This window comes from Streptomyces sp. NPDC046876, assembly GCF_040645035.1.
In the GTDB taxonomy this organism is placed as follows: Bacteria; Actinomycetota; Actinomycetes; order Streptomycetales; family Streptomycetaceae; genus Streptomyces.
In genome coordinates this window covers 1-21,022 of record NZ_JBEYXK010000111.1, presented here as the reverse complement: position 1 = coordinate 21,022, position 21,022 = coordinate 1, and the positions used below count along the sequence as shown (strand labels likewise).

20 protein-coding genes and 6 pseudogenes are annotated in these 21,022 nt (G+C 69.2%); 13 read left to right on the top strand and 13 right to left on the bottom strand.

What is annotated here, in order from left to right:
- Positions 1 to 1,052 precede the first annotated feature (1,052 nt).
- Together ABZ924_RS33420 and ABZ924_RS33415 are read left to right on the top strand one after the other, a co-directional pair.
- Positions 1,053 to 1,430: a hypothetical protein gene (locus ABZ924_RS33420; RefSeq protein ID WP_361918370.1), complete on the top strand. Its 378-nt coding sequence runs from the start codon at positions 1,053 to 1,055 to the stop codon at positions 1,428 to 1,430.
- Between the two features lie 94 nt (positions 1,431 to 1,524).
- The gene (locus ABZ924_RS33415; protein WP_361918367.1) at positions 1,525 to 2,331 is read left to right on the top strand and encodes a hypothetical protein; all 807 of its coding nucleotides are present in this window, start codon (positions 1,525 to 1,527) and stop codon (positions 2,329 to 2,331) included.
- Between the two features lie 255 nt (positions 2,332 to 2,586).
- Here the strand turns inward: ABZ924_RS33415 and ABZ924_RS33410 are convergent.
- From ABZ924_RS33410 to ABZ924_RS33400, 3 genes and pseudogenes are all read right to left on the bottom strand, one after another.
- Positions 2,587 to 3,565, bottom strand: a pseudogene (locus tag ABZ924_RS33410) (alcohol dehydrogenase).
- Between the two features lie 591 nt (positions 3,566 to 4,156).
- Positions 4,157 to 4,372: pseudogene (locus ABZ924_RS33405) on the bottom strand (transposase); the annotation flags it as partial.
- A 169-nt stretch (positions 4,373 to 4,541) separates the two neighbouring features.
- Positions 4,542 to 4,892, bottom strand: coding sequence for a DoxX family protein (locus tag ABZ924_RS33400; protein ID WP_361918364.1), 351 nt, complete (start codon positions 4,890 to 4,892; stop codon positions 4,542 to 4,544).
- Between the two features lie 96 nt (positions 4,893 to 4,988).
- Here ABZ924_RS33400 and ABZ924_RS33395 point away from each other — a divergent pair, with 96 nt between their 5' ends.
- Positions 4,989 to 5,420: a helix-turn-helix domain-containing protein gene (locus ABZ924_RS33395; protein WP_057606767.1), complete on the top strand. Its 432-nt coding sequence runs from the start codon at positions 4,989 to 4,991 to the stop codon at positions 5,418 to 5,420.
- Positions 5,421 to 5,745: 325 nt separating this feature from the next.
- On the opposite strand, the gene ABZ924_RS33390 is transcribed toward ABZ924_RS33395, so the two are convergent.
- Positions 5,746 to 5,886, bottom strand: a complete 141-nt coding sequence (locus ABZ924_RS33390; RefSeq protein ID WP_361918361.1) for a hypothetical protein — start codon at positions 5,884 to 5,886, stop codon at positions 5,746 to 5,748.
- 1,381 nt (positions 5,887 to 7,267) lie between these two features.
- Here ABZ924_RS33390 and ABZ924_RS33385 point away from each other — a divergent pair.
- On the top strand, positions 7,268 to 7,444 hold the full coding sequence (locus ABZ924_RS33385) for a hypothetical protein (protein ID WP_361918358.1): 177 nt from the start codon (positions 7,268 to 7,270) through the stop codon (positions 7,442 to 7,444).
- A 44-nt stretch (positions 7,445 to 7,488) separates the two neighbouring features.
- Entirely contained in the window at positions 7,489 to 7,737 is a 249-nt protein-coding gene (locus ABZ924_RS33380) for an integrase core domain-containing protein (protein WP_361918373.1), read from the top strand.
- Here the strand turns inward: ABZ924_RS33380 and ABZ924_RS33375 are convergent.
- Positions 7,734 to 8,927: an alpha/beta hydrolase gene (locus ABZ924_RS33375; protein WP_361918355.1), complete on the bottom strand. Its 1,194-nt coding sequence runs from the start codon at positions 8,925 to 8,927 to the stop codon at positions 7,734 to 7,736. The genes ABZ924_RS33380 and ABZ924_RS33375 overlap by 4 nt on opposite strands.
- A gap of 142 nt (positions 8,928 to 9,069) precedes the next feature.
- On the opposite strand from ABZ924_RS33375, the gene ABZ924_RS33370 reads away from it, so the two are divergent.
- Positions 9,070 to 10,278: a histidine kinase gene (locus ABZ924_RS33370; protein WP_361918352.1), complete on the top strand. Its 1,209-nt coding sequence runs from the start codon at positions 9,070 to 9,072 to the stop codon at positions 10,276 to 10,278.
- Positions 10,275 to 10,958, top strand: coding sequence for a response regulator transcription factor (locus ABZ924_RS33365; RefSeq protein ID WP_361918349.1), 684 nt, complete (start codon positions 10,275 to 10,277; stop codon positions 10,956 to 10,958). The genes ABZ924_RS33370 and ABZ924_RS33365 overlap by 4 nt, the downstream gene beginning before the upstream one ends.
- A gap of 212 nt (positions 10,959 to 11,170) precedes the next feature.
- On the opposite strand, the pseudogene ABZ924_RS33360 reads toward ABZ924_RS33365, so the two are convergent.
- The 3 genes and pseudogenes from ABZ924_RS33360 to ABZ924_RS33350 form a co-directional block, all read right to left on the bottom strand.
- A pseudogene (locus ABZ924_RS33360) lies at positions 11,171 to 11,939 on the bottom strand (DUF5753 domain-containing protein); the annotation flags it as partial.
- 31 nt (positions 11,940 to 11,970) lie between these two features.
- A pseudogene (locus ABZ924_RS33355) lies at positions 11,971 to 12,518 on the bottom strand (DUF6879 family protein).
- Positions 12,475 to 12,753 carry a hypothetical protein gene (locus tag ABZ924_RS33350; protein ID WP_361918346.1) on the bottom strand — a complete coding sequence of 93 codons (279 nt, stop codon included), beginning with the start codon at positions 12,751 to 12,753 and terminating at the stop codon, positions 12,475 to 12,477. Before ABZ924_RS33350 ends, ABZ924_RS33355 begins: the two are co-directional and overlap by 44 nt.
- A 212-nt stretch (positions 12,754 to 12,965) precedes the next feature.
- On the opposite strand from ABZ924_RS33350, the pseudogene ABZ924_RS33345 reads away from it, so the two are divergent.
- The 4 genes and pseudogenes from ABZ924_RS33345 to ABZ924_RS33330 all read left to right on the top strand — a co-directional run.
- A pseudogene (locus tag ABZ924_RS33345) lies at positions 12,966 to 13,112 on the top strand (DUF2188 domain-containing protein); the annotation flags it as partial.
- Between the two features lie 364 nt (positions 13,113 to 13,476).
- Positions 13,477 to 14,874: a DUF4241 domain-containing protein gene (locus ABZ924_RS33340; RefSeq protein ID WP_361918343.1), complete on the top strand. Its 1,398-nt coding sequence runs from the start codon at positions 13,477 to 13,479 to the stop codon at positions 14,872 to 14,874.
- A 1,480-nt stretch (positions 14,875 to 16,354) separates the two neighbouring features.
- Entirely contained in the window at positions 16,355 to 16,555 is a 201-nt protein-coding gene (locus ABZ924_RS33335) for a hypothetical protein (protein WP_361918340.1), read from the top strand.
- Positions 16,556 to 16,662: 107 nt separating this feature from the next.
- Complete coding sequence (locus ABZ924_RS33330; protein WP_361918337.1) at positions 16,663 to 17,385, top strand: hypothetical protein; 723 nt, start codon at positions 16,663 to 16,665, stop codon at positions 17,383 to 17,385.
- Positions 17,386 to 17,401: 16 nt separating this feature from the next.
- Here the strand turns inward: ABZ924_RS33330 and ABZ924_RS33325 are convergent, their stop codons facing one another.
- Together ABZ924_RS33325 and ABZ924_RS33320 are read right to left on the bottom strand one after the other, a co-directional pair.
- Positions 17,402 to 17,656 carry a hypothetical protein gene (locus tag ABZ924_RS33325; RefSeq protein ID WP_361918334.1) on the bottom strand — a complete coding sequence of 85 codons (255 nt, stop codon included), beginning with the start codon at positions 17,654 to 17,656 and terminating at the stop codon, positions 17,402 to 17,404.
- Positions 17,653 to 17,958: a DUF6247 family protein gene (locus tag ABZ924_RS33320; protein WP_361918331.1), complete on the bottom strand. Its 306-nt coding sequence runs from the start codon at positions 17,956 to 17,958 to the stop codon at positions 17,653 to 17,655. Before ABZ924_RS33320 ends, ABZ924_RS33325 begins: the two co-directional genes overlap by 4 nt.
- Before the next feature lie 626 nt (positions 17,959 to 18,584).
- Here ABZ924_RS33320 and ABZ924_RS33315 point away from each other — a divergent pair.
- Positions 18,585 to 19,124 carry a hypothetical protein gene (locus ABZ924_RS33315; protein ID WP_361918328.1) on the top strand — a complete coding sequence of 180 codons (540 nt, stop codon included), beginning with the start codon at positions 18,585 to 18,587 and terminating at the stop codon, positions 19,122 to 19,124.
- Positions 19,125 to 19,172: 48 nt separating this feature from the next.
- Complete coding sequence (locus tag ABZ924_RS33310) at positions 19,173 to 19,562, top strand: hypothetical protein (RefSeq protein ID WP_361918326.1); 390 nt, start codon at positions 19,173 to 19,175, stop codon at positions 19,560 to 19,562.
- 358 nt (positions 19,563 to 19,920) lie between these two features.
- Here ABZ924_RS33310 and ABZ924_RS33305 read toward each other — a convergent pair whose 3' ends face one another.
- From ABZ924_RS33305 to ABZ924_RS33295, 3 genes and pseudogenes are all read right to left on the bottom strand, one after another.
- Positions 19,921 to 20,487, bottom strand: a complete 567-nt coding sequence (locus tag ABZ924_RS33305; RefSeq protein WP_361918323.1) for a hypothetical protein — start codon at positions 20,485 to 20,487, stop codon at positions 19,921 to 19,923.
- A 160-nt stretch (positions 20,488 to 20,647) separates the two neighbouring features.
- Positions 20,648 to 20,824 (bottom strand): annotated as a pseudogene (locus ABZ924_RS33300) (ATP-binding protein); the annotation flags it as partial.
- 17 nt (positions 20,825 to 20,841) lie between these two features.
- The coding region (locus tag ABZ924_RS33295; RefSeq protein WP_361918321.1) for a hypothetical protein at positions 20,842 to 21,022 on the bottom strand (181 nt) is incomplete at its 5' end.

Below are 21,022 nucleotides of genomic sequence, written 5' to 3'. Positions count from 1 at the left end.
CAGGACCGGGAACTCACCGCGGGCACCAACGCGGCAGCCCTGACCGGGCTCATCCAATCCGTCTGGCACGGATTGTCAGTGCGGTCCAACGTCGACACGGCTCGCGAGGAACTGCTCGCGACGGCACAACTTGCTCACCAGCTGATCTGCCAACAGCTCGCGTCACCAACGTCATGACCCGCAACAGTTAGCGACCACGCCGACCTGCCCCACGCCTGGTACCAGGCATCCGTCCGCTACAACTGGCGCCACGGCGAAAAACTCATCCCCACCACCTGGCTCGACATCAACCCCGCCCCGTAGCCGCCGCCACATACCGGGGATCACGGGACCTGCGGAGTACTCAACCAACCTGCACAGGCATGCCCGGAGCCAGAAACACCACAGGTCAGACGGCCGAAGTATTCCAATCCTGCGCAGATTCAATGAGCTACCCAACCGAAAACCCGCTCACCCAAACTGCACAACACCAGGTCAGGAGCATCCCCGCTACGCAGATTCACCGACCGTCGACAGGAGTCAGCGGGTTTCTTCGGGAGCGCACGACGCAATCTCCATATCGGTCAGGGCCGAAACGATGACTCCCTTCCTCACCCGGGCCGCGGCGCGGAGGCATACGGCCCGCATCGAGTATCCGGCCTCCGGTGAACGTCCGCGAGCGCAGGCGGCGAGGGAACGTGGGTGCATGCTGGGGCGACTGTGCAGATTCATTTCGTGACTGCCGTCAACCACGCTCGACACGGGCACCGGCCGTGTCGTTGAGTGATGCCCTGCCGACAGATGGTTATCGTCCCTGCGGGGTCCGCGGTAATCCCCTACTTCCAAGGGTGCGGGCAGCTGATGCACACGCGTGTGGCTCCTGCGAACCGCCGACCCCGCAGGCGAATCCCGACGGCGCAGGGTCGTATCCCCATTGGAGTTCCATGACCTCGGCGGGTTCCGGGCAGCGGCAAGCGCTCGCGCGCGCCTTTGCTGTGGCTCGTCATGGACGGTTGTGGCTGGTGCCGACTGTCCTGTGCGCGCTGGTGACGCTGTTTCTCACGCTGCTCTAGATGGGCGGCATCCTCGACCCGAACGGGAACCTGCACCGATTGCCGATCGCCCTGGTCGACAAGGACCAGGGCCCGCCGCTGCCCGGACAGCAACAGGCCCTGGGCGCGCAGGTGAGCCGGTCGGTCGTCGCATCGACCCCAGCGGGCAGCGTGCAGTGGCGTCGGCTCGGCCAGGGCGGCGCCCGGTGGGCGCTGGACCGGCGGCTGAAGTGCATCACTGGTCGCCGTCCTGCGCTAGGGCCCCGCCTTCTTCCGCATGCGCCGCGCCATGCTCCAGGCGCATGCTGGAAAGGCAGCGACGAACCTACCTGCGGCGTACCCATCCGTGACACCGCCTGGGTACAGCTGCTGCATGTCAGAAGCTACTTGGTGGCCTAAGGGCGCCGGCGCCGAGCGCGCCCGCACGACCTCGCGCCCGAGTATTCCCCGAAGCCCAGGCTCGCCTTGATCGTGACTACGAGGAGGGCGTGTGATGTCGGATCAGTTGAACGCTGCACTTTCGGGACAGGCCCCCACAGCGCTTGCCGAAGACGTCTCTCTCGCGACTCCACTGGCTGCGCCCCGCATCGCCGGTCGTGACGCTGCTTCGGCAGCTCTCGGTACGTACCAGCAGGCGCTCGGCGCGCCCGAAGCCACTGCCCGACTCAGGGGAGATGATGTGGAGGGGGTCGTCTACAGCGCGAGCACCGGCGGACGAGAGACAGAGATCGTAGCGCTGGCCCGTCGCAACACTGCGGGCCTGATCGACACAATCGACGTCTACGGTCGGCCGTGGCCGTTCATGGCCGTTCTGCGCGAAGTGATCGCGCAGACAGACCCCGCTCTCGCCGACCCGACCCTAGGATCTGGACCGTATGCCCCGGAAGGGCCGACACCGGTTTGGGTAGACCATCCAGCCGTCCCCCCGCTGGCGCAGGACGTCACCCTGTACTCCCCCATCCTGCGCGAAGAGCCGACAGGGAAAGCTGTCGTCGGGCCCATCCTCCAAGCGGCGGCGCAAAGTTTCAGCGACCTCAAGGTACGTGCCGTTCTCGACATTGAGGGCCAGACGGGATTCGCGGTGGTGATCGACGAAAACGTGGACGGCGGTCACGTTCAGCAACTGGTCGAGATCTTCACGTTCAACGATGCGGGCGAGGTCGGAGGGATCCGAATCTTCACCCGGCCGTGGCTTGTGACCGCCCAGTTCCGTAAGAGTATGTACGCCCTGCTGAAAGACACTCTCGGCCCCGAATTCTGGGAGGGGCCCGACGCGGAAGAACCCTTGCGCACTCCCTGACATGAAACCCCGGCCGTGACTCAGGGACCGTCTCCTGGCGCATCCCAAGACCACTGCGCCGCGCACGTGGAAGGCCGGGCACAAGAGCCGTCCGGGCGAAATGAGCAGCGGAGGGCTCGGTTCGCACAGCAAATGGCAGTACGCCGACGAGGGCGGATGCCTTCGTGGGAGAAGTCGCTCTCGACGGTGCGGGAGCCGGCGCGCTTGGTTGGGAAGCGCTCCATCAGACGCATGGGGGTTCGCATCGCCGCGGCTTCAGCCGGTGGTGAGCACCATCCGGAAGCGGGCGGCGCCGGACAGCATCCTCTTGTACGCCTCATCCGCTTGGTCCAGCGGCACGGTCTCGATCATCGGGCGGATCCCATGCAGGGCGCTGAACGCCATGGTGTCCTGCACGTCCTGGGCGGTGCCGGACGGGTGGCCGCGGATGACTTTGCCGCTCAGTATGAGCTGGTTAGGGCTGATTCCCAGCGGCTCGGCGTCGGCGCCGATGACCACAAGCTCGCCGCGGGGGCTGAGCCCTTCCACCGTCGCCGTGATAGCTGCGGAGTTGGCTGCAGTGGCGAGAACCACTCTGGCGCCACCGAGTGACCGCAGCGCGTCCGCGACTGTGGTGTCCGCCGTGCTGTCGACCTAATGGTGGGCACCGAGCTGCTTGGCGAAGTCGGCCTTGTCCGGCCCACGGGCGATGGCAACGGTCTCGAACCCCATCGCGGCCGCATACTTCGTTTCCCAGGTGGCCAAGGCCGCCGATGCCGAGTACGGCGACCCGATCGCCGGGCCGTGCGGAGCTGCGGCGCAGTCCGTTGTACACGGTCACCCCAGCACAGGCCAGGGGCGCCGCGCCGGTCGCCCCCAGGGCGTCGGGGATCCGTGCCAGGGCGTCGGCCGGTGCGATCACCGTGTCGGCGAACCCTCCGTCGTATGTCCATCCGGGTACCTTCAGCTTCTCGCACACAATGAAGTCGCCTTGTCTGCACGGCGTGCAGTGCCAGCAGCTGCCGCCGAACCAGCCCACGGCCACACGGTCGCCCACCCGCCAGCCGCTGTATGTTCCCTCGCCGACCTCTTCGATTCGCCCGGCGATCTCGTGCCCGGGGACCAGGGGGAACCGGACGCCAGGCAGGAGGGCATTCACGAATGCGGCGTCGCTGTGGCAGATAGCGCACGCCTCGACAGCGATCCTCACGTGTCCGGGGCCGGGCTGCGGGACCTCACGCTCGACGATCTCCAAGGGGCCGCCGACCGCAGCGACTGCGCCACTCGATGGACACTCATCTGGATCTCTCCGTGGTAGGCGTATATGGGCACCCCTACGTCCAGCAGACCAGCTCTGAGCCCATCACGCACACTGGACCCATGCAGGTGAACATTCGGACAGCTGACTTGCTCGCCCGGCCGGCAGTGAGGGGCTGCCGCGGCGGGCCAATCGGCACCCGTCACGCAAGGCGATGTGTACCGCACTGTGCGAAACCGGTACGGTCACCGCATGTCTGGGGAGCACAACACACAGGGCGCTGCACGCAGGGGAGTTGGCGCGGGCGTGTTCAGCACCGAACTGCCGGCGCAGAGCGGACCGCCGCTGACGGAGTTCGAGCTCTCGGTCGGCGAGCGCAAGATCCTCAGTTCAAGAGGAAGCCTCAGAGGTCGTTCTGAGCCGGTATGACGGTCTTGTGGTTGCCTGATCGTGTGGGTTTGTCGGTTCTGGCCGGTCGGACTGCTTGGTCCTGTACGAGGGTTCCTGCGTTTTCCAGGGCTCGCAAGGACGCTGGGGCGAGTTCGCCGGGCTGACGGCCTTCCGCTGACCCGAGCCCGATGGTGGTGGCTCGACTACGAAGTCCCGTATGTCGTCACGCACTCGGTCGGCATCCCAACGGGCCCGGCTGAGCAGGTGCTGCACGCCGGCCGGGCTGGCGTTACCGGCGTGCTCGGCGATCGTCCAGCAGTTCTTCCTTGGCAGGTCCGCGAGCAGCCCCAGCACGAACGCCCTTGCTCGGCGGCGGGGTTCCACCCGGGTGAACCGGCCCGCCACCTTGCCCATCAGGCCCTCGAATACCGATTGCCACCGAGCAGGATCTACGCTGTGACCCCCGGCCACCGGCTGATCTTCGTTTGTCGACACAACTCACGATGATCAACGGTGGCCGTCCTCACCGGAGACCAACCTCACTCAGCACGATCAAGGCCAGCGTCAGACCGGCTGTCCGCTGTCAGAGGGTGGCAGCACGCAGCACGATCAGGGCGACGGAGGCCATAGTGAGGACCACCGCCGGAGACGCGCCTTTGCGGTCGCCGACGCGCAGGTGGAAGGCGACCGCCCCGGCGGAATAGAGCGTCAGGCCGATCGCGGCGGCGATTCCGACGGGTCCCCACCAGAGGCCGGCGATCACACCGGCCGCGCCCGCGATCTGAGCGCCGATCAGGAAAGCCATCATGCTCTGCGGCACTCCGAGGGTGGACATCTGCTCGGTGATGTGCCGCGTCCGCAGAGACTTGGCCCCGGCCGATACCAGGAGAAGCGCCGACATGAACACGGTGACGACGCCAAGGGAGACGAACATGGCTGAAACCTCAATCGTGCGAGATGCGAGTAAGGGGGCGTGCGCACCTCGACGACGATAGGCGGCCGTCAGGTACCTCCAGGTAACCTTCGGGGCATGAGCCTGCGACCCGGAATTGCCTTCCTCGCCGACTGTCCCGCTCTCCTGGCCATGGAGATCATCGCCAGCAAGTGGTCCATGGTCACGCTCTTCGCGCTGACCGACGGCCCGTTGCGCCACGGCGAGCTGGTCGAGCTGAGCGGTGGCATTTCGCGCAAGGTACTGACCCAGACGTTGCGTCGGCTCCAAGCCAACGGGCTCGTCGAGCGGCACGCGTACGCCGAGGCGCCGCCGCGCGTGGAGTACGGCCTGACCGATCTCGGGCGAACCCTGGAGGAGCCCATCAGGATGCTCACCGCATGGGCGCGGGAGAACGGCGAGGCGGTCGTCACCTTCCGGGAAGCAGCCGAGGCGGCCAGGACCATCGAGGCGGATCAGGCGACCCCGGTGAAGACCCCTCATGTTGATGAGAACCCGAGCCGTTTCTGAGCAATAGAAGAGGCTGGACCTGTAGACCCTGCCGTCGCCGGAGACTTGGCCATCCTCGTGATCGGGGCCCTCCTGCAAGATGCCAACGACGACCGTCACCTCAGGGTCAAGCCCTTGGTCCTGAAGGAGCTCCCGCAACCGAACCCAGAGGGCGCTCGTACCAGTCCGCAGATACTCGGTGTACTGGAGACGATGCTCGAAGCCATGAGCTCAGCCTTCCAGTCCGCCCGGCGCAGTAGCACGGATGAGGCCACCCGTGATCGACGACGGGCGGCGGCAACGACAGGTCGCTCCGCAACAGTGATCAAGAACTACAGCTGGAGTACTAGATGTACGTCGGGACCTCCGGCGGGCCCGCGGCTTCGGTCTGGTCCGACCAGTCCAATACGGTGCCGGCGCGCATCGCCGCTGCGCGGCGGCGGTGGAGCGCCGTGCAGCGGATCCCGCCGCCGGGGTGCCACTCCATTGCCGGCGCGATGCCCCCGTGCTCCGCGCACCAACCGCCACCACCAGGCCGCCGCAGTCCTGCCGGGAGCACGCACACCCCAGGCCCGGCTGGACATACGGCACACCGTGGCGGGCCACCCCCGCCAAGCCGTCCGTGGCGGCGCCCCGCAGGCCGGCCGGCCAGTCCAGCGTCACGCGCAGGCCGCCCGACCCCGGCCGGACCCGTTCCACCATCCTCACGCCGCCCAGCACCGCCAGCGGCCGCGCGTCCGGTACGGTCAGCCGACGCACCGACGCCCCCCACTCCCGGCCCGTCAGAGGGCGCAGCGCCTCAGCGTCCTCGTCGGTGGACCAGCCGGACAACCGGTCTGCCCCTTCGGCGTCGTCGGCCAGGCAGCCACGGGCGCTGCAGATGGTGACAGGGGCTCCCGTGTACGGCTTCACTTCTTTGCCTTCGCCGCCTCACTGAGCAGCGTCTGGAGCTCGGTCGAGGGCGGCGAGCGGGGAGCGGCGGCCCGCCCCGGTGGTGCGCACGGCCCGCCAGTCCACCAGGGGGCGGATGACCGGCAGCAGCGCCAGGTCCTGAGCTCAGTAGAGGGAGACCGTGGTCACGCCGCCGTAGTGCTTGTAGTCGATGTCCACGGAGGCGACCGGGGACAGCCACCCGAGCCGGCCGGCGATCAGGTCGAAGTCCGTACGTCGCACCCCCGAGCCGCCGCGCGGCCTGGTCCGGGCCGAGGGGGACGTGCCGGTCGAGCAAGGCCGGCAGGTCCCGGCTGCGGCCGAGGGCAGCCAGCTGGTCCGGGTGGACGTCGGGGAACTCGAGCTCCCCGCCGAGGTAGGCCAGCAGGCCGGCGCGGACGAGGTGGCCGACCGCCGCCGCGGTCACCCGCGGCCGGCGGATCGGCAGCGGCACCCCGAGAGCCTCGGTCAGCTTCTGAGCCGCCACCCCCGCGCCGATCGGGCCCCGCAGCGCCGCCCGCACAGCCACGGGGGAACCGGTCCCGATGTCGCCGGCTCCACCGCGGGAGGGTGTGGCCGGGCGGTGCGGGGGCATCCTGTGGGCCGGTGGGTGCGGGAAGGGATGCGGTGGCCGAGGTCGACCTGGTGGTCGTGGGCGCGGGGGTTCTTGGGCGGTCGATCGCGTACGCCCTGGCCCGTGCGGAGCCCAGGCTGCGGGTCGTTGTTTCGGGCCGGTGGTCCTGGCGCCTCGCAGGCTGCCGGGGCGATGCTCGGCGTGCTGGGCGAGGTGACCGCGGCCGGCCTGCGGACCCGGCACGGTGCGCTGCGCCTGGCCATGGCCGTGGAGGCGGCCGCGCGCTGGCCCGCCTGGCGGGAAGGCGTGCGGGAGCAGGCGGGCGTCGCGCCCGCGGACGGGTACGGGGAGGGAGGGCACGTATGTGCTGCTCAACTCCGTGTCGGGGCGGCTCGACGAGGCGGCGTTCGAGGCGATGCGCGGCGCTGCCGTCCGGTTCGGTCTTCCCTTTGAGGAGATCGCCGCCGGGGAGCTGCCGGGTTATCGGCCGTTGGACAACGACCGGGCGCTGCGGGCGGCGTTCCTGCCCCGTGAGGTCTGACCGACAACGGCGCCTGCTACCGCTCCCGCGACTGGCGCGACGCTCTGGCAGCGGCCGGGATCACCCACAAGCGAACCCGGCCCTACCGGCCACAAACCAACGGCAAGGTCGAACGCCTCAACCGCACCCTGCTGGACGAATGGGCCTACGCCCACCCCTACCAGTCAGAACAGCAACGACGCGACGCCTTCCCCAGGTGGCTGCACTCCTACAATCACCACCGCGGACACACCGCGCTCGCAGGCAAACCACCCGCCAGCCGCGTCCCCAACCTCACGGGGCAATACAACTAGGGCTGGAAGAGTACTTCCGGATTGTTCGGCGTGGGGCCGTCCAGCAGCGGACGGTGGATCCCCTTCAGCGTCTGGTCGAAGAACGCTGTCACGTACTCACGCGTGATCACGATTCCACGTTCGGGGTCGAGGGGCGGTGTCGGGAACCCGGCCTGCTCCTCGAGCAGGTCCACGTCAGTGAAGCTGGGGTGGTTGGCGCCGGTGACCGCCAGCCACTTCTTGTAGCCGCCGAGGGCGGCCCAGGCATTCCCCCACGAGGTGTCGTGGCCGCCGACCGGGAGGTTGTCGGTCTCACCCAGCATGAGGAACGGCCGGTTGATCTGGCCGGGCATCGGGACCGGGTAGAACTTGCCGTCCATGTTCACTCCGGCCCGTACTCGCGGGTCGGCGATCATCGTGGCGGCGGCCGACGCTCCGCCGATGGAGTGTCCGGCCATGCCGATCTCGTGCTTGTCGATGAGGTGTGCCAGGCGCCACGCGGTATTGGCATGCGTCAACTGGTCGATCACGAAGGACGCGTCCAGCGCGCGGCTGGCGGTGACCGTGTTCATGTCGAGTTTCGGGTCATCGCAGATCGCGCACGGCGGCGTCTGGCCGTTCGCCAGCGTCTCGCCGCTGTCCTCGTGGGTGGGGCCGACGAGCGCGACGACGTAGCCGTGACTGGCCAGGTCGGTCGCGAGCGAGGTGAGCACCATGCGCGGGTCCCCGAACCCGGGTGAGAGGACCACCAGCGGATACTTGCCGCGTTGCGGCCGCGCGCCGTCGAAGGCGTGAGTGGTGACGCTGGAAAGGTTCTGCGGGGTGATGCCGGAGCTCGCCGGTATCTTCGCGCGCTGGATGTGTCCGGCTGCCTCGGCGAGGGTCATGTAAGGGGCCGGAGTCCCGGTCCCGGGGACGGCCGGGTAGATCATCGTGACGGTCAGTTGGCGGGGCCCGGATGACGGCACCCACGGGTCCAGGCGGCCCGCGTCGGTGAGGTGGATGACGTCCTCGCCGGCGGCGTAGGGGCCGGTCGGCACGGGGAGCGTGCCTTGGAAGGACCGCGGGGGCGCGGTGGCCGTGGCCGGTGCGGTGTCGAACGCGTGCGTGGCCGGCGGGGTGGTCGTGGCGGCGAACCCGGCGCCGGTTCCGGTGACGAGGGCGGCGAGCGCCAGCACCGCGACAGCGCTGATACGACGATTGCGATTCATGGGATCGACGCTAGGTACGGACCACGATCCACCGCGTCGGCCGGCGGATGTCACCTCTTCCCAGGCCATCGGCCCGGGGGCGTATCCGGCGTACATCCCCGGGGCGACGCACAGAGCCGACGCCACTGAATACGATCTCCGCATGGAACAGCTTCTCCAGCGTCTGTCGACATCGAAACGCGTGACCTGGCTGATGTCACAGGCCGTGGTGCTGGCCACCACCTGCCTGTACGCGCTGATTCTCGCCATGACGATGCTGCCCACTGATTGGGCGCACTACGACGGCCTGTTCCGGTTCCCCGACATCGCGCCCTTCCAGATGCTCGGTCTCTGCATCGTGCTCGCCCTGCCGGTGCTGCTGGTGCGCCGTCTGCCGGCGGCCGTCTTCGCGACGGTCCTGGGCGAAGCAGTCCTCGGCGACGCCTTCGGCGCGCGGCCCGTGATCGTGTTCGTCCTGCTCGTCGGCTTGAGCTGGTACCTCGCCGTCCGGCGGCCGAAGGTGGCCGCCGTCGGCTCCGTCGTGGCCGTCGCGGCCGCATTCTTCAACTGCCTCCACGACCGCGAGCAGACCGTCGGCGACGCGTCCCAGTGGGCCGGGCAGTTCGCGTTGTGGTTCGCGGTCGCGTGGATCTTCGGCGGGGTGTACCGCAAACGCCGTGACTACCTCGAAGCCCTGCAGGAGCAGACCGCGGCCCGCGTCGTCATGGCCGAGCGGCTGCGGATCGCCCGCGAACTGCACGACAGCGTCGCGCACAGCATCGGGATCATCACGGTGCTGTCGGGAGCGGCGGCGCGGGTCGTGGAGACCAAGCCCGAGCAGACGCGGCAGGCCCTGACCGGCATCGAGACCACCAGCCGAGAGACGCTGCTGGAGCTGCAGCGCATGCTCGAGGCGCTCCGCCGCGCCGAGCCCGACGACGCCATGCCGCAGACCGCTCCGCTGGCGCCGGCCGGCAGTCTGGCCGACGTCCCGCAGCTCGCCGAACGCACGGCCGGCGCCGGGGTGCGGGTCCAGGTGACCTGGCGGGGCGAGCGGCGTCCACTGCCGCCGGAAATCGAACTGTCGGCGTTCCGGATCATCCAGGAGTCGGTGACGAACGTGGTGCGGCATTCCAAGGCGCGGACGTGCCGGGTCGCGGTCGGTTACGAGCCGGAAGGAGTGACGATCGAGGTGGTGGACGACGGGGACGACGGTCTCGGCGGGCCGGGCCGTCCGAGGCACTCCGCGGCCGGCGGGAGCGGCTTCGGCCTGCTCGGCATGCGCGAGCGAGTGACGTTGCTGTCCGGCCAGTTCAGCGCGGGCCGGCGTCCGGAGGGCGGATTCCGGGTGACGGCGAGGCTCCCGGCATGAGCGTGCGGGTACTGCTGGTCGACGACCAGCCGCTGATGCTGGTCGGGCTCGCGATCCTGATCGGCGACACCGACGACCTGGAGGTGGTCGGCCAGGCCGGCGACGGCCGCGAGGCGGTACGCCTGGTGCGTGAGCTGCGGCCGGACGTCGTGGTGATGGACATCCGGATGCCGGGCATGGACGGGATCGAGGCGACCCGACAGGCGACCGCCGAACCGGACCCGCCCAAGGTCTTGGTACTGACGACCTTCGACCACGACGAGTACGTCTACGGCGCACTGCGCGCCGGGGCCAGCGGATTCCTACTCAAGAGCATGGCCCTGGACGCGATCCTGGAAGCGATCCGCGTGGTGGCCGCGGGCGACGCGCTGATCGCGCCGAGCGTGACCCGACGGCTGATCGCGGACTTCGCCGGAACGTCCGGCCCCGCGGCCCCCGAACCGGACGCCGGGCCCGCCGCGGACAAAAGTCTCCTCGCGGGGATCACCGACCGGGAGCGCGAGGTGCTGGCACTGGTCGGACAGGGACTGTCGAACACCGAGATAGCCGAGCGGCTCGTGATCAGCGCGGCGACCGCGAAGACCCATGTCGCGCGTCTGTTCGCCAAACTCGAAGCTCGGGACCGCGTCCACCTGGCGATCATCGCCTTCGAAACCGGACTCGTGCCGCGTAGACGGTAGAGACAGGGGCAGAGGCAGGGGCAGGGGCAGGGGCAGGGGCAGGGGCAGGGGAACGATCGCGACCACGAGTCCGCCGCGTTCCAGATGCGCCGGCACACCCCTGTTTTTCGCAGCAGGATTGGGCTTCGGCGGTCCGTCGGTGCTTCGACGCTACGGACGGCGCAGCCCGGGCCTGAAGAAGGTTGCGGATGGTTGCACGGATTCACCTGGGCGTCGGCGGCGGCCCGGATGAGCGTGCGGGCGGCGTCGCCGTGGACGGCCATCTGCGCCAGGCCCTTGAACGCTTTGGTGTGGTGGGCGAGTTCGCGGGGCTGGCGGATGCTGATGCCGGCGGTGAGGGTCTCGACCACGGTGTGCCGGTCGTCGTAGAGGTAGAACGCCTCGAGCGGCCACACCGTGCGCGGGGTGCCGAGCGGGATGATGCCCAGGGAGACCGACGGCAGCGGCATCACGGTGAGCAGGTGCTGGAGCTGGCCGGCCATCGTGGCGGGCGTGCCGATCCGGGTGCGCAGGACCCACTCCTCGATGAGGACGACGAAGCGGTGGTCGCCCTCGTAGAGGAGGCAGGAGCGGGCCAGGCGTGCGGCGACGGCTTCCGGGATGTCGTCGGGGGTGCCCTGGAAGTCGGTGATGGAGCGCATCTGAGCTTCGGCGTAGTCGGCGGTCTGGAAGAAGCCGGGGATGACGTTGGAGACGTAGGCGCGGCAGGTGCGGGCGGCGGCGTTGCGGGCGAGGACGTCTTCCTGGGCGCGGCGCATGCCGGCGCGGTGCTGGCGGCGCCACTCCATGTACATCGAGTCCACCGCGCGGGCGGTGGCCACCAGGTCCGCGGCCTGGTCCTCGGCGTGGCAGGCGGTGCACCAGGCCCGGATGTCGGTGTCGGACGGAGCGGCCTTGGCTCCGAGGATGCGGGAGGTCTTGGCCTTGCACCGCGAGGGCTTCGCGGGCGGCCTGGGCGCTGGACGACGGGGAGACGGGCATGAGGGTCGGAAAGTCCTGTGGGCGGGGATGGTCAGGGGATGTACTTGGCATGGGGGATGGCGCGCTCCCACACCTTCTCGAACGCGGTGCGGCACAGGGCGGCCGCGGTGAGGTCGGTGGTGCGTTCGCGGCCGTCCTTGGCCCAGTCGCCGGTGCCGGTGAAGTGGTGGAACTGCACCACCGTGTCGTCCAGGAGCCAGAAGTCGTTCCCGGGGAGCGCGATGGTGCTCGCTTCGCGGCGGGGCAGCCAGCGGACCTGCTCGCCGACCTGAAGGTTGAGCGGGGTGATGGCGTGCTCGTAGCGGATGTAGTCGGTGACCGGCTCGGAGACGATCCGCGCGCGGCGCATCACCACCCCGCGGCCCACAGCCTCCTTGACCAGGGGCATCCACTGCGGCCAAAACGAGCGGGGGTGGGGTCCAGGTTCGGGATACCGGTGCGTAGGAAGGTGGCGAAGTCGTCGGCTTCGTCGCCGACGGCGTAGGTGTCGCGCATCTCCAGATGGACGGCCGTGCGCTCGGTGGCAGCCAGTAGCTCAGCGAACGTCGCGCCGTGCAGCGCCTGCGCGTTCAGCGGCATCGCACGCCTCCCTCAGGATCGGCACCATCCGGGCCGGGATGCGGATCACCCGCGCGTGCGCGGGGATGCCCTTCTTGTGGCCGGCCACCCACTCGGTGGAGCCGACCAGGGCGGTGAGGAGCTCGTCGGCCTCCTCGCCCTGCAGGACGAGATCTGCGGACTTCTCTTCGCCCCACACCGTCGGCGATCCCTCACCTCCGGTGTTCGGGTCCATCCCGACGAACCGTAACTCCATGGTGGTCTCACCTGTCGAGCTGGTTGCGGGTGGTTGTGCACAGCGACCGTCCCGCAGGGACGGAGAGCCGGTCAAGAGGGCCGGGAACGGCAGAGGGCTGACCCACGGGTCGCGGGACGGGTTAGCCCTGGCAGGTCAGTTCCTGCTGACGGGGCGAGCCTCCAGCGTCGAACGCAGGCCCCCCGCGATGGGCTGGTACCGCTGGACGTGAGCCGCACCGGACGCAGAAGGACGCGATCTCTGCCGCCCGCCGGCAGGCGATGGAGCACCAGCCGTCCCAAGTCGTGGTCCACGACCGCGACGGAAAGATCCGCACCGAGTACACCTACCAGGACGACCCCCGCAACATCCCCGGCTGACCGGCCCAGGGGCCGTCACGGTGGTGCTGCGGGTGCCGGTGGAGCCGATGCTCGCCCAGGCACGCCCCGGCCTTCCCGCCGCGGTGGCGGGGCGGGCGTACGAGCCGAAGTTCGACGGTTCTCCAGACACGTAAGAGACCGCTGGTCGTGGATGGCAATTTCGTGGGGCAGATGGCGGCTGCGGAGCAGGACCTCGATCAGGGCCCGGGTGCCGGCGCGTTCGCGTGTGCTTTGACCGCGGCTTCCCACAGGACCACCGTCCTCACGGGCTCAGCGACGCCCCCGAGCCACTCTTGTCAGTGGCGGTCGCTACTGTCACGCCCGAGATCGATCGGAAACCGGATGGGGTGTGGCAGGGGTGGGCATGGCAGCCGAGGCCGTTGAGACCGTCGACGTCGTGGAGGTGCTGTACTGCGAGGGCTGGGATCCGGCAGCGCGCGCGGCCTCCGCTCCGATGACGGAGGGCGAGGCCCGTCGCCGGGACGAGATGGGCGAACCGTACGCGGTGCTCCTGTCCCGCCAGGGGCGGCCCAAGGCCCTCTTCCATGTGGACTGGAGGCACGCGTACCTCGGGCTGTTCCTCTTCGACGCCCACGGACGGCGGACCGTGGAATACGTATACCGGCAACTGGAGCCGGGCCGACTGCACATGAGCCGCTTCCGGCAGTGGGGCCACACGTCCGACAGCGAGCCCGAGTTTCCCGAGCGTGGGGTGCGGTTCGAACTGACGGTACGCCCGGACGGAAGGGGCCGCCGTATCCTGAACGCCGGTAGTGCGTTGCACGTGGGTGCGGATGTCCCGGCCGAGCACCGCACGGTGGCCAAGGCCGAGTTCGGTGCGTGGACGACGTACGTCGACGCGCGGATACTGGGGCCCGCCGGTGGCTCGGTCGCGTTGGTGTTGGTGCAGCCGAGCGAGGAGGGCCGGGCGTCCGGGGCCGGGGCGTCCTGGTCGGCTCCGAGGCCGTTGGAGCCGGGTCCCCTGGAGGAGCTCTTCGTCTCCGGTACACGTCTGACCTGCGGCGAGGACCGCACCGCAGTGATCGGGGAGCCTGCGCCGGCCGGCCTGCTCCACCTTCCCACAGGCTCGGTCCTCGCAGGGGACCCCGGCACCGTCAACAGCAGTGACCTCGCCTTCACCATCACGGTGCCGCCCGATGACTACCCCGTCCTCGTTGCCACGATGCGCTGGGAGCATGAGGAGTGGGACGGCGAGACCCCGGCCGCGATGCTGCGGATCCTCGACGAGCCGACCGTCAGCTGGGAGCTCGCACTGCGGCCGGAGCAGGACGCCCGTCTCCTGGGCCCTGGGGAGTTCTACGGGTTCGGCGTCGATACGGGCACGGCCTGCTTCATGGACGCCTCCGGCCGTAACACACTTCCGCAGCTCTACGAACAGGAGCCGGGGTTCGAGGCGGACTCCCATTCCTGCATGCGGTCCGATCCGGCGAGCGGCACCAACCTGATCGCGTTCATGAGCGGCTTCGGGGACGGAAGCTACCCGGTATGGATCGGCCGCGACGCCGCCGGAGCCGTCACCTGCTTCATCGCTGACATGCTCGTCCTCCACGGCGCCGAGCCCCAGCCGCCGACGGTCTCGTCGACCGCCGCCCACGTGCTGCCGTTCCCCGCGCTGATCGACGACCGGCGAGAGGCCCCGTTCACTGATCCCGGTGCCACCAGTGAGTTCATCGCGGGACTGATCGCCGACATCGTCAGCTTCCGGCGTGAACGGGACGCTGCCAGAGCTGCCCGAGGCTAAAAGCGACGGCCGAAACCGTACGTACCGTTGAGACCGCCCCAGCTGTCCCCGCCTCATGCTAGAGCCGGGTGGGGGCCGACTTGGCCGTTCAAGGGCCGGATCCAGGTCGTCACTTTCGGATCTTGCCGGGCTCCGGAGGCGGCGCCCCGGAGCACTGCGGGGTCGGTCCTCATAGGTTGGGCGCTCGGCGACGACGCGCCCGCATAGTGCGGTCGGCGGGACCAAGGGTGGCACATGCGCAGGACGGACGCAGTGGCGGCACTTGCTGAGCTCATGCCGGTGGTTCATGGGTGGACGAGGGGGTCGACTGGGGCGAAGTCGAGGGGGCCGGGGGGACGCGGTTCCCCTCGGACTACATCCGTTTCATGGAGGTGTACGGGTCGGGGGTGATCAGCGACGGGATCAGTATCCTGCTGCCGACACTGCAGGCCGACGGTACCCTTCACGGCGGGCCCAGGCCTACAGACGAGACGGAGATCGCCCGCGAGACCTGGGAGATGTGCCGCGCCGAAGCCGACTTCGACGTGCACCCCGGGTCCATCGTGGCGTGGGGCGTGACGTCGGGCGCGGACCTCTACTGCTGGGTGACCATGGACGAGGACCCGGATCGATGGCCGGTCCTGATCTGCGGGACGCACACCAGCCCCGAGATGCAGTTGCACCCCCCTTGGGATGGTCGAGTTCCTTCGCACACTGCTGAGCGGCGCAGCGTTCCGGCAGGAGCAGATCAGCATAGTCCTGGAGGAGGAGGTGTCCTTCGTCAACTGGCGGAACCGCTGAGCCCAGACCGAACATCTCGATCGTGGCACAAGTTATGTCTCATGAGATACGTCGCAGTCTGGAGAACGACGGCTACCGCTGCCTGTTGTTCACCCGCCGCCCGGCCCGGCGGAGCGACTTCGCTGCAGTCCCGGCGCGGCAAGCTGCTGCAGGGTGCCTTCCCCGACCTGGCCACCTGCCGCCCGGACCTTGCCGCGCGGCCTGGTCCTGGATGGCGAGCTCGTCGTCTGGCACGAAGACCGCCTGGCCTTCGACAAACTCCAGACCCGCGCGGCCGCCACCGGTCCCTCGGCTGACCGGCTCGCGACCGCTTGTGTGCGCTCCGCCGTCAACTCGCACCTCCACCGCTACGCCCGGATCCGCTGCGGCGGACCATGGCCCGCCCTGATGCCCCCCCCAGGCCGCAGCCTGACCCCCCGCACCACCCAGCAGACCAGCCTTGCCCCCGACGCCGAAGGACTGCTCCCCATGACCAGGGGAGCCGCCCGATCCGGTCCGGCCCCACATGCCGGTCGGCCAGCACACCGTCCAGCGCGGGAACCAAGGCAGCCATGCCTGGAGCGCGGGGCCCCCGCCGGTCACCGCCGAGCACGCACCTGATCACGGACCGCGTCCATGTCCGGCGGCAGTGGAGCGGGTTCGGTATCGGCGCGCTCGCCGCTGCGGAGGCGATCCGCCGGCTTCGGCTGGATGCTGCGCAGTGGCGTGCGAGCCCGCACCCACCGATGGCGACTTCGACGACGACAAGCCCGGCTCCCGGGCCGCTCAAGCCAAAATCGCCAAAGTATGGGAGTCGGTCGGCTTCGAAGCGTTCCACGACGGCGTCTACCTTCTCGACCCGGCGCTCCAGCATCCCGTCGACTGCCGCACCGTCTGGCAAACGCACTTCGGGCGGCGGTAGGCGCCGCCAGGCCGCGCGCCCTGGCCGACGGTACTCCGCTCCCGGCTCCGGTGGAATTTCCTCCCCCGGACCCTGGTGGCCGGATCGGGTCGGGAAGGATGAGGGTCGTGAACATTCAGGAGGCGGTCGCGGGGATCGAGGCTGTTGAGGACGAGCCAGGTCTGCCGTTGGCATGGCGGTGGTCACCCATGCCCCGGTTCGTGTTCTCCCTAGCGATGGATCATGACGGGCACTGGGCTTACCAGATGAACTCGCTTGATGTGCATGACGCAGGCCTGACCAGGACTGTTTTGGCGTTCGCGAGACAGCATCAGCTCGGCCGTGGCCGGGATGCTCGACCGCTCACGGTCCTTCCCGGATTCTCGTATGGGTCCTATCGATTCGATGCCGTCGCAGCGGCGTCACCGGCTGTGCACGGGTTCCACCGTGGGCGGAACGAAGCCTTGAACGAGGTCGTCTCGGCGGTCTTCCCGGCCTACCAGTGCGAGTTCCGCGGTGACGAGAACGCAGAGGAAGCCGCTCTGCGGTTCAATCGCATGCTGCGGCCGACTGTCGTGTCCCGGTGGCCCGTGCCCTACCTGCGCATGCGATACGAGAACACGCGCACCGGTGGCGGCAGCATAGGCACCTCCCGCGGCTTCACCACGCACAGTGTGCTGCTGCGAGAACTCGTGCTTCTTGAAGGCGCTCCTGGCGGTTTCGTGGAGTTCGAGAACCTTCATGGTGAGCTGTGGCGAGTCCAGTGGGACGGCTCCTGGCTGGTAAACGGCCAGCCGCAGGACGTACGCCCCTCAGAGGAGTGGGTAATGACGGTTCTGCGGTGCCCTTAGACGGTCGCTGCGGGGGTCAGCCGAGCCAGATGATGTCGATGACGTACAGGCGGCCGCGGGGTCGGTTGATGAAGTAGACGGCTGTCAGCTGCCCGACGGAGGCGGAGCGGATGTCCTCTCCTTCCGGGTCGCGGGTGTCGAAGGGCGGGAAAGACCACGGGTCGCGGGAGGCGATGTCCAGGACGTCACGGACCATCTCCACCGCATGCTCGGGGAGCGCGGTGAGTACCTTCGCGGCCCGGGGGGAGAGCCGGGCCGGCCAAGCGCTCAAGGGCGTGCCCCGAGCACGTCTTCCAGGCCGATGCCGTCGGAGTCGTCCAGCCCGGAGGCGATGAAGGCGTCGACGGCCGAGGCGGCCTCCAGGCGGGCCTTCCAGGCGCGGACGACCTGGTGGAGCGGGGTGAGGCTGTAGCTGTGGCGGGAGTCCTCCAGGGCCTGAGCCCAGTCCTGCTCGAACGCCGGAACCCACTGCGCGGCCCGGGGGTCCTTCCGAACCCGGGCAAGAAGCTCCGCAGCCGCGGTGGGCGCAGGGGCCGGCGGCGGCGCGGGCGCATGTTCAGGCTGGGCGCTCATGGGCTCCTCCACGTAGATCTCCCCCACCACGGTAGCGGGCATCGCAAAGACCCACCGGAAAATCCCGTGTTGCCGTTGATAGGGGCCACCCCGGCGATCACGCCACCTGCCATCCGACGGGGCGTCCGATCCGGCAGCAAGGGCTCGATCCTCGCCGCCGCAAGCCGCAGCTACTTGCCCTCGGATTCGCAGCGTTGCACGGGGATCCCGGCGTTCGCTGCGCGCTCTTCCAACGGCAGAACCTCATCGGGTCGGCAGACGAATGCCAGGCACAGCGCAGGGCGTCGGTCGATCATCTGCTGGTCCCGCAGGGCTTGGCCGGGCACGGGCTGGTTGTCCAGGGGGCAGGCGGCGGTTGTGTGGCCGTCGGCGGCGTTCAGGCGCTTCCGGAGCCGCGTCCTGCGGATCCGGCTGTGGCACGTTCCGTGCCGTAAGAGGGTGCCGTCACTCCGCGCGGTTGGCGGCCAGCATCTGCGCCTTGTGGTGCGCGCAGGAAGGGCACGCGCAGGCGTCGGACTCGACGTGCTCTCCCAGGGCTTGGCACTGGAGGCAGCCGCAGTAGGCGCGGTCTCCGGGCCCGCACGTGCCCCGGGGGCAGGGGCCGGGGTGTCGGCCAGGCCCCTTGGGTGTGGGCTGGATCGCGGAACTGCCTGGGCGCTCACCCTGACCACCTCGCTGGGGCCTGCGCCCAGCTTGCCTGTCTGGATCAGCCGGCCGTCGTCTCCCCCGCGCCGAGCCGGACCCTGATCCGCATCATCGACAACGTCGACCGCGACCACGACCGCCCGGCCCGGCTCCTGGAACGCCACTCCGAGCACCGCCGCGTCCAAGCCCTTACCGTCCTCGCCGCCAACCCGCACACCCCGCACGCCGCCGTCACCGACGTCCTGGACGGGCTGCACCCTGCGGAGCTGGCCTGGATCGCCGAGCGGGCCGCCGGCCCCGACTGTTTCCTGGGCGCGGCGGCGGGCGTCCCGGTTGCCGCAGACGAAGACGGCGGTGTGCTGCGGCTGGTGAGCGACGACGAACCGGCCAAGCACCTCGACCCCGTGGCCGTCCTGCAGTCCTGGCTCGACTCCCCCGCCACGGCGGCGTACGCCCCTTCTGGGCGGCAGCAGCTGCAGGAGTGGTCAGGCTGCTGCGGACCGGGGCCTTGGGGAATCTGAGTACGAACGCGGGTACGACCGACGGGCTGGGTGCGGTTGGCTTGGGGCATGCGTATTTCTGTCCCGCCCTCTGGTGGATACGGCCCGTACCCCGAGGTGGATTCCGCGCCCTCCGGCCACGAGGACGAATACCTGCCTGGCCCCCGGGCCCGGACAGGAACGTTCTCACTGTCCGCGGGCGCCCTGGCGGTGGCGATGGGCGGCTGCCCATCGCTGCCGACCGCCGTATTCCCCCTGTGGCTGCGGTACTTCCCGCTCTACCTGATCGTGCCGATGGGAATCTGCGCTCTGGTCTCCGGCGTAGGCGCCCTGCGCGACAACCGCGGCCGACCGGATCCGGCTCGCGGGCGGGCGCGGGCCGGAATCGCCCTCGGTGCGGTCGCCGTCATCGTGCCGGTCGGTTTCGTCGTGTGGGGCTTCTCGGTGCTCAGCAGCTGAGCCCGCGCAGAACTCGGTGCCGCCGCACCACGCGGCCGGCACCAGGTCCCGCGGGTCCCCATCACTTCGGGCCGGGCTCGTTCCCGTACTGCCGCGGCGACTCAGAAAGTGGATGCCTGGTCTCCCGGTGGGTGTCCGTGATGTGCACCCTCGGCCAGTCGTACGGCGCGCCGGAGGGGGTGTGGCGTAGACGGTCTGATCTGGCCCCAGTTTTCCGGCCTCAGGTGGCTCCATGTCGTCGTGGCTGGGGGTCTGCCTTCCGGCTTGCCGCGGCCCCGGCTTCCGGTCTCGCGCGGCCCCAGCCGACGATGGGCCGGCGACCTCCTTCACCGCTCGTCATAGGGCAGACCGGGTCAGGTCATGACTGACCATGGTGGTACTCCTCGGAAGGCATCGAGTCCCATTCGGTATTCGCGCCGTCGCGGGTCACCATGAACAACGGGCGCGATCGCAGAACCTGCCCGACGCGTTGCCCGCGTATGACGACCCCGGGATCATCCGGTCCTGCATAGCCCTCGGGCGTGTAGCGAAAGTGACCATCCACTGCCTCGGCATGCGCGATTTCGTCGCTCTCCAGCTCCGACAGGTCCCTTCCGACCAGCGGGATTCCATCGTGCCCGACCTGGGGACCGTGGACGGCGTCGGCTGCGATGCAGAACAGCCCCGCGGCTTGGCTCACGTAGGCCGTGACGGCAGGCAGTGAAGAGGGCACCCCGCAGCGATGGACCTCGATTTTCCACGTGGACGAGAAGATCGCGTGGACGTGCCGGCAATCGCTGACCTTCGTCTGGCCGAGAACCTGAAACGCCTCGACCACTTCGTCGACGGTCATACCGAACCGGAGCGGTCCGACGCCGACCGCTGGCGCATAGGACCACTCATCCCGATCGGCGACTCCGGTATCGGCTTCGGCCTTGAACGTCATCGTCGCCCCCTGGAGACAGCTGAAATCTTGCCGCAGGCCCATCATGTCAATGGCCGACCAGCAGCCCGTCAGGTGCCTCCAGACGCGCGCTCCTCCGCCTGCCAGGGCCGCAGTGTTTTCCAGGCGATCGCTGGGTTCGCTGCTGCTTGGCTTTGGTCTGGGCGAGTCGGTAGGACTCGGTGCCGGTCTTGATGATGGCGCCGTTGAAGGTGAGTCGGTCGACGATGGCCGCGCAGAGCCGCGGGTCGGTGAAGGTCTTGGTCCAGCCGCCGAACGACTCGTTGGAAGCGATGGCCACGCTGTTCTTCTCCTCCCTCTCGGTCAGAACCTGGAACAGCATCTAGTAGTGCTTTGTTAGGTGGTGTCGTAGGTCTGCCATGGGATGGTCTGCCGACAGGTGGGGCAGGTGCCGGTCCAGGTGGCGATGAGGTGTTGGAGGAGGTCCAGGGCCTGGTAGAGGGTCAGGCCCTGGACGGGGCTTTTGGGCTCCTCCGCTGTTCGGTCAGGAACAGGTGGGCGGCGGTGACGAGGGTGA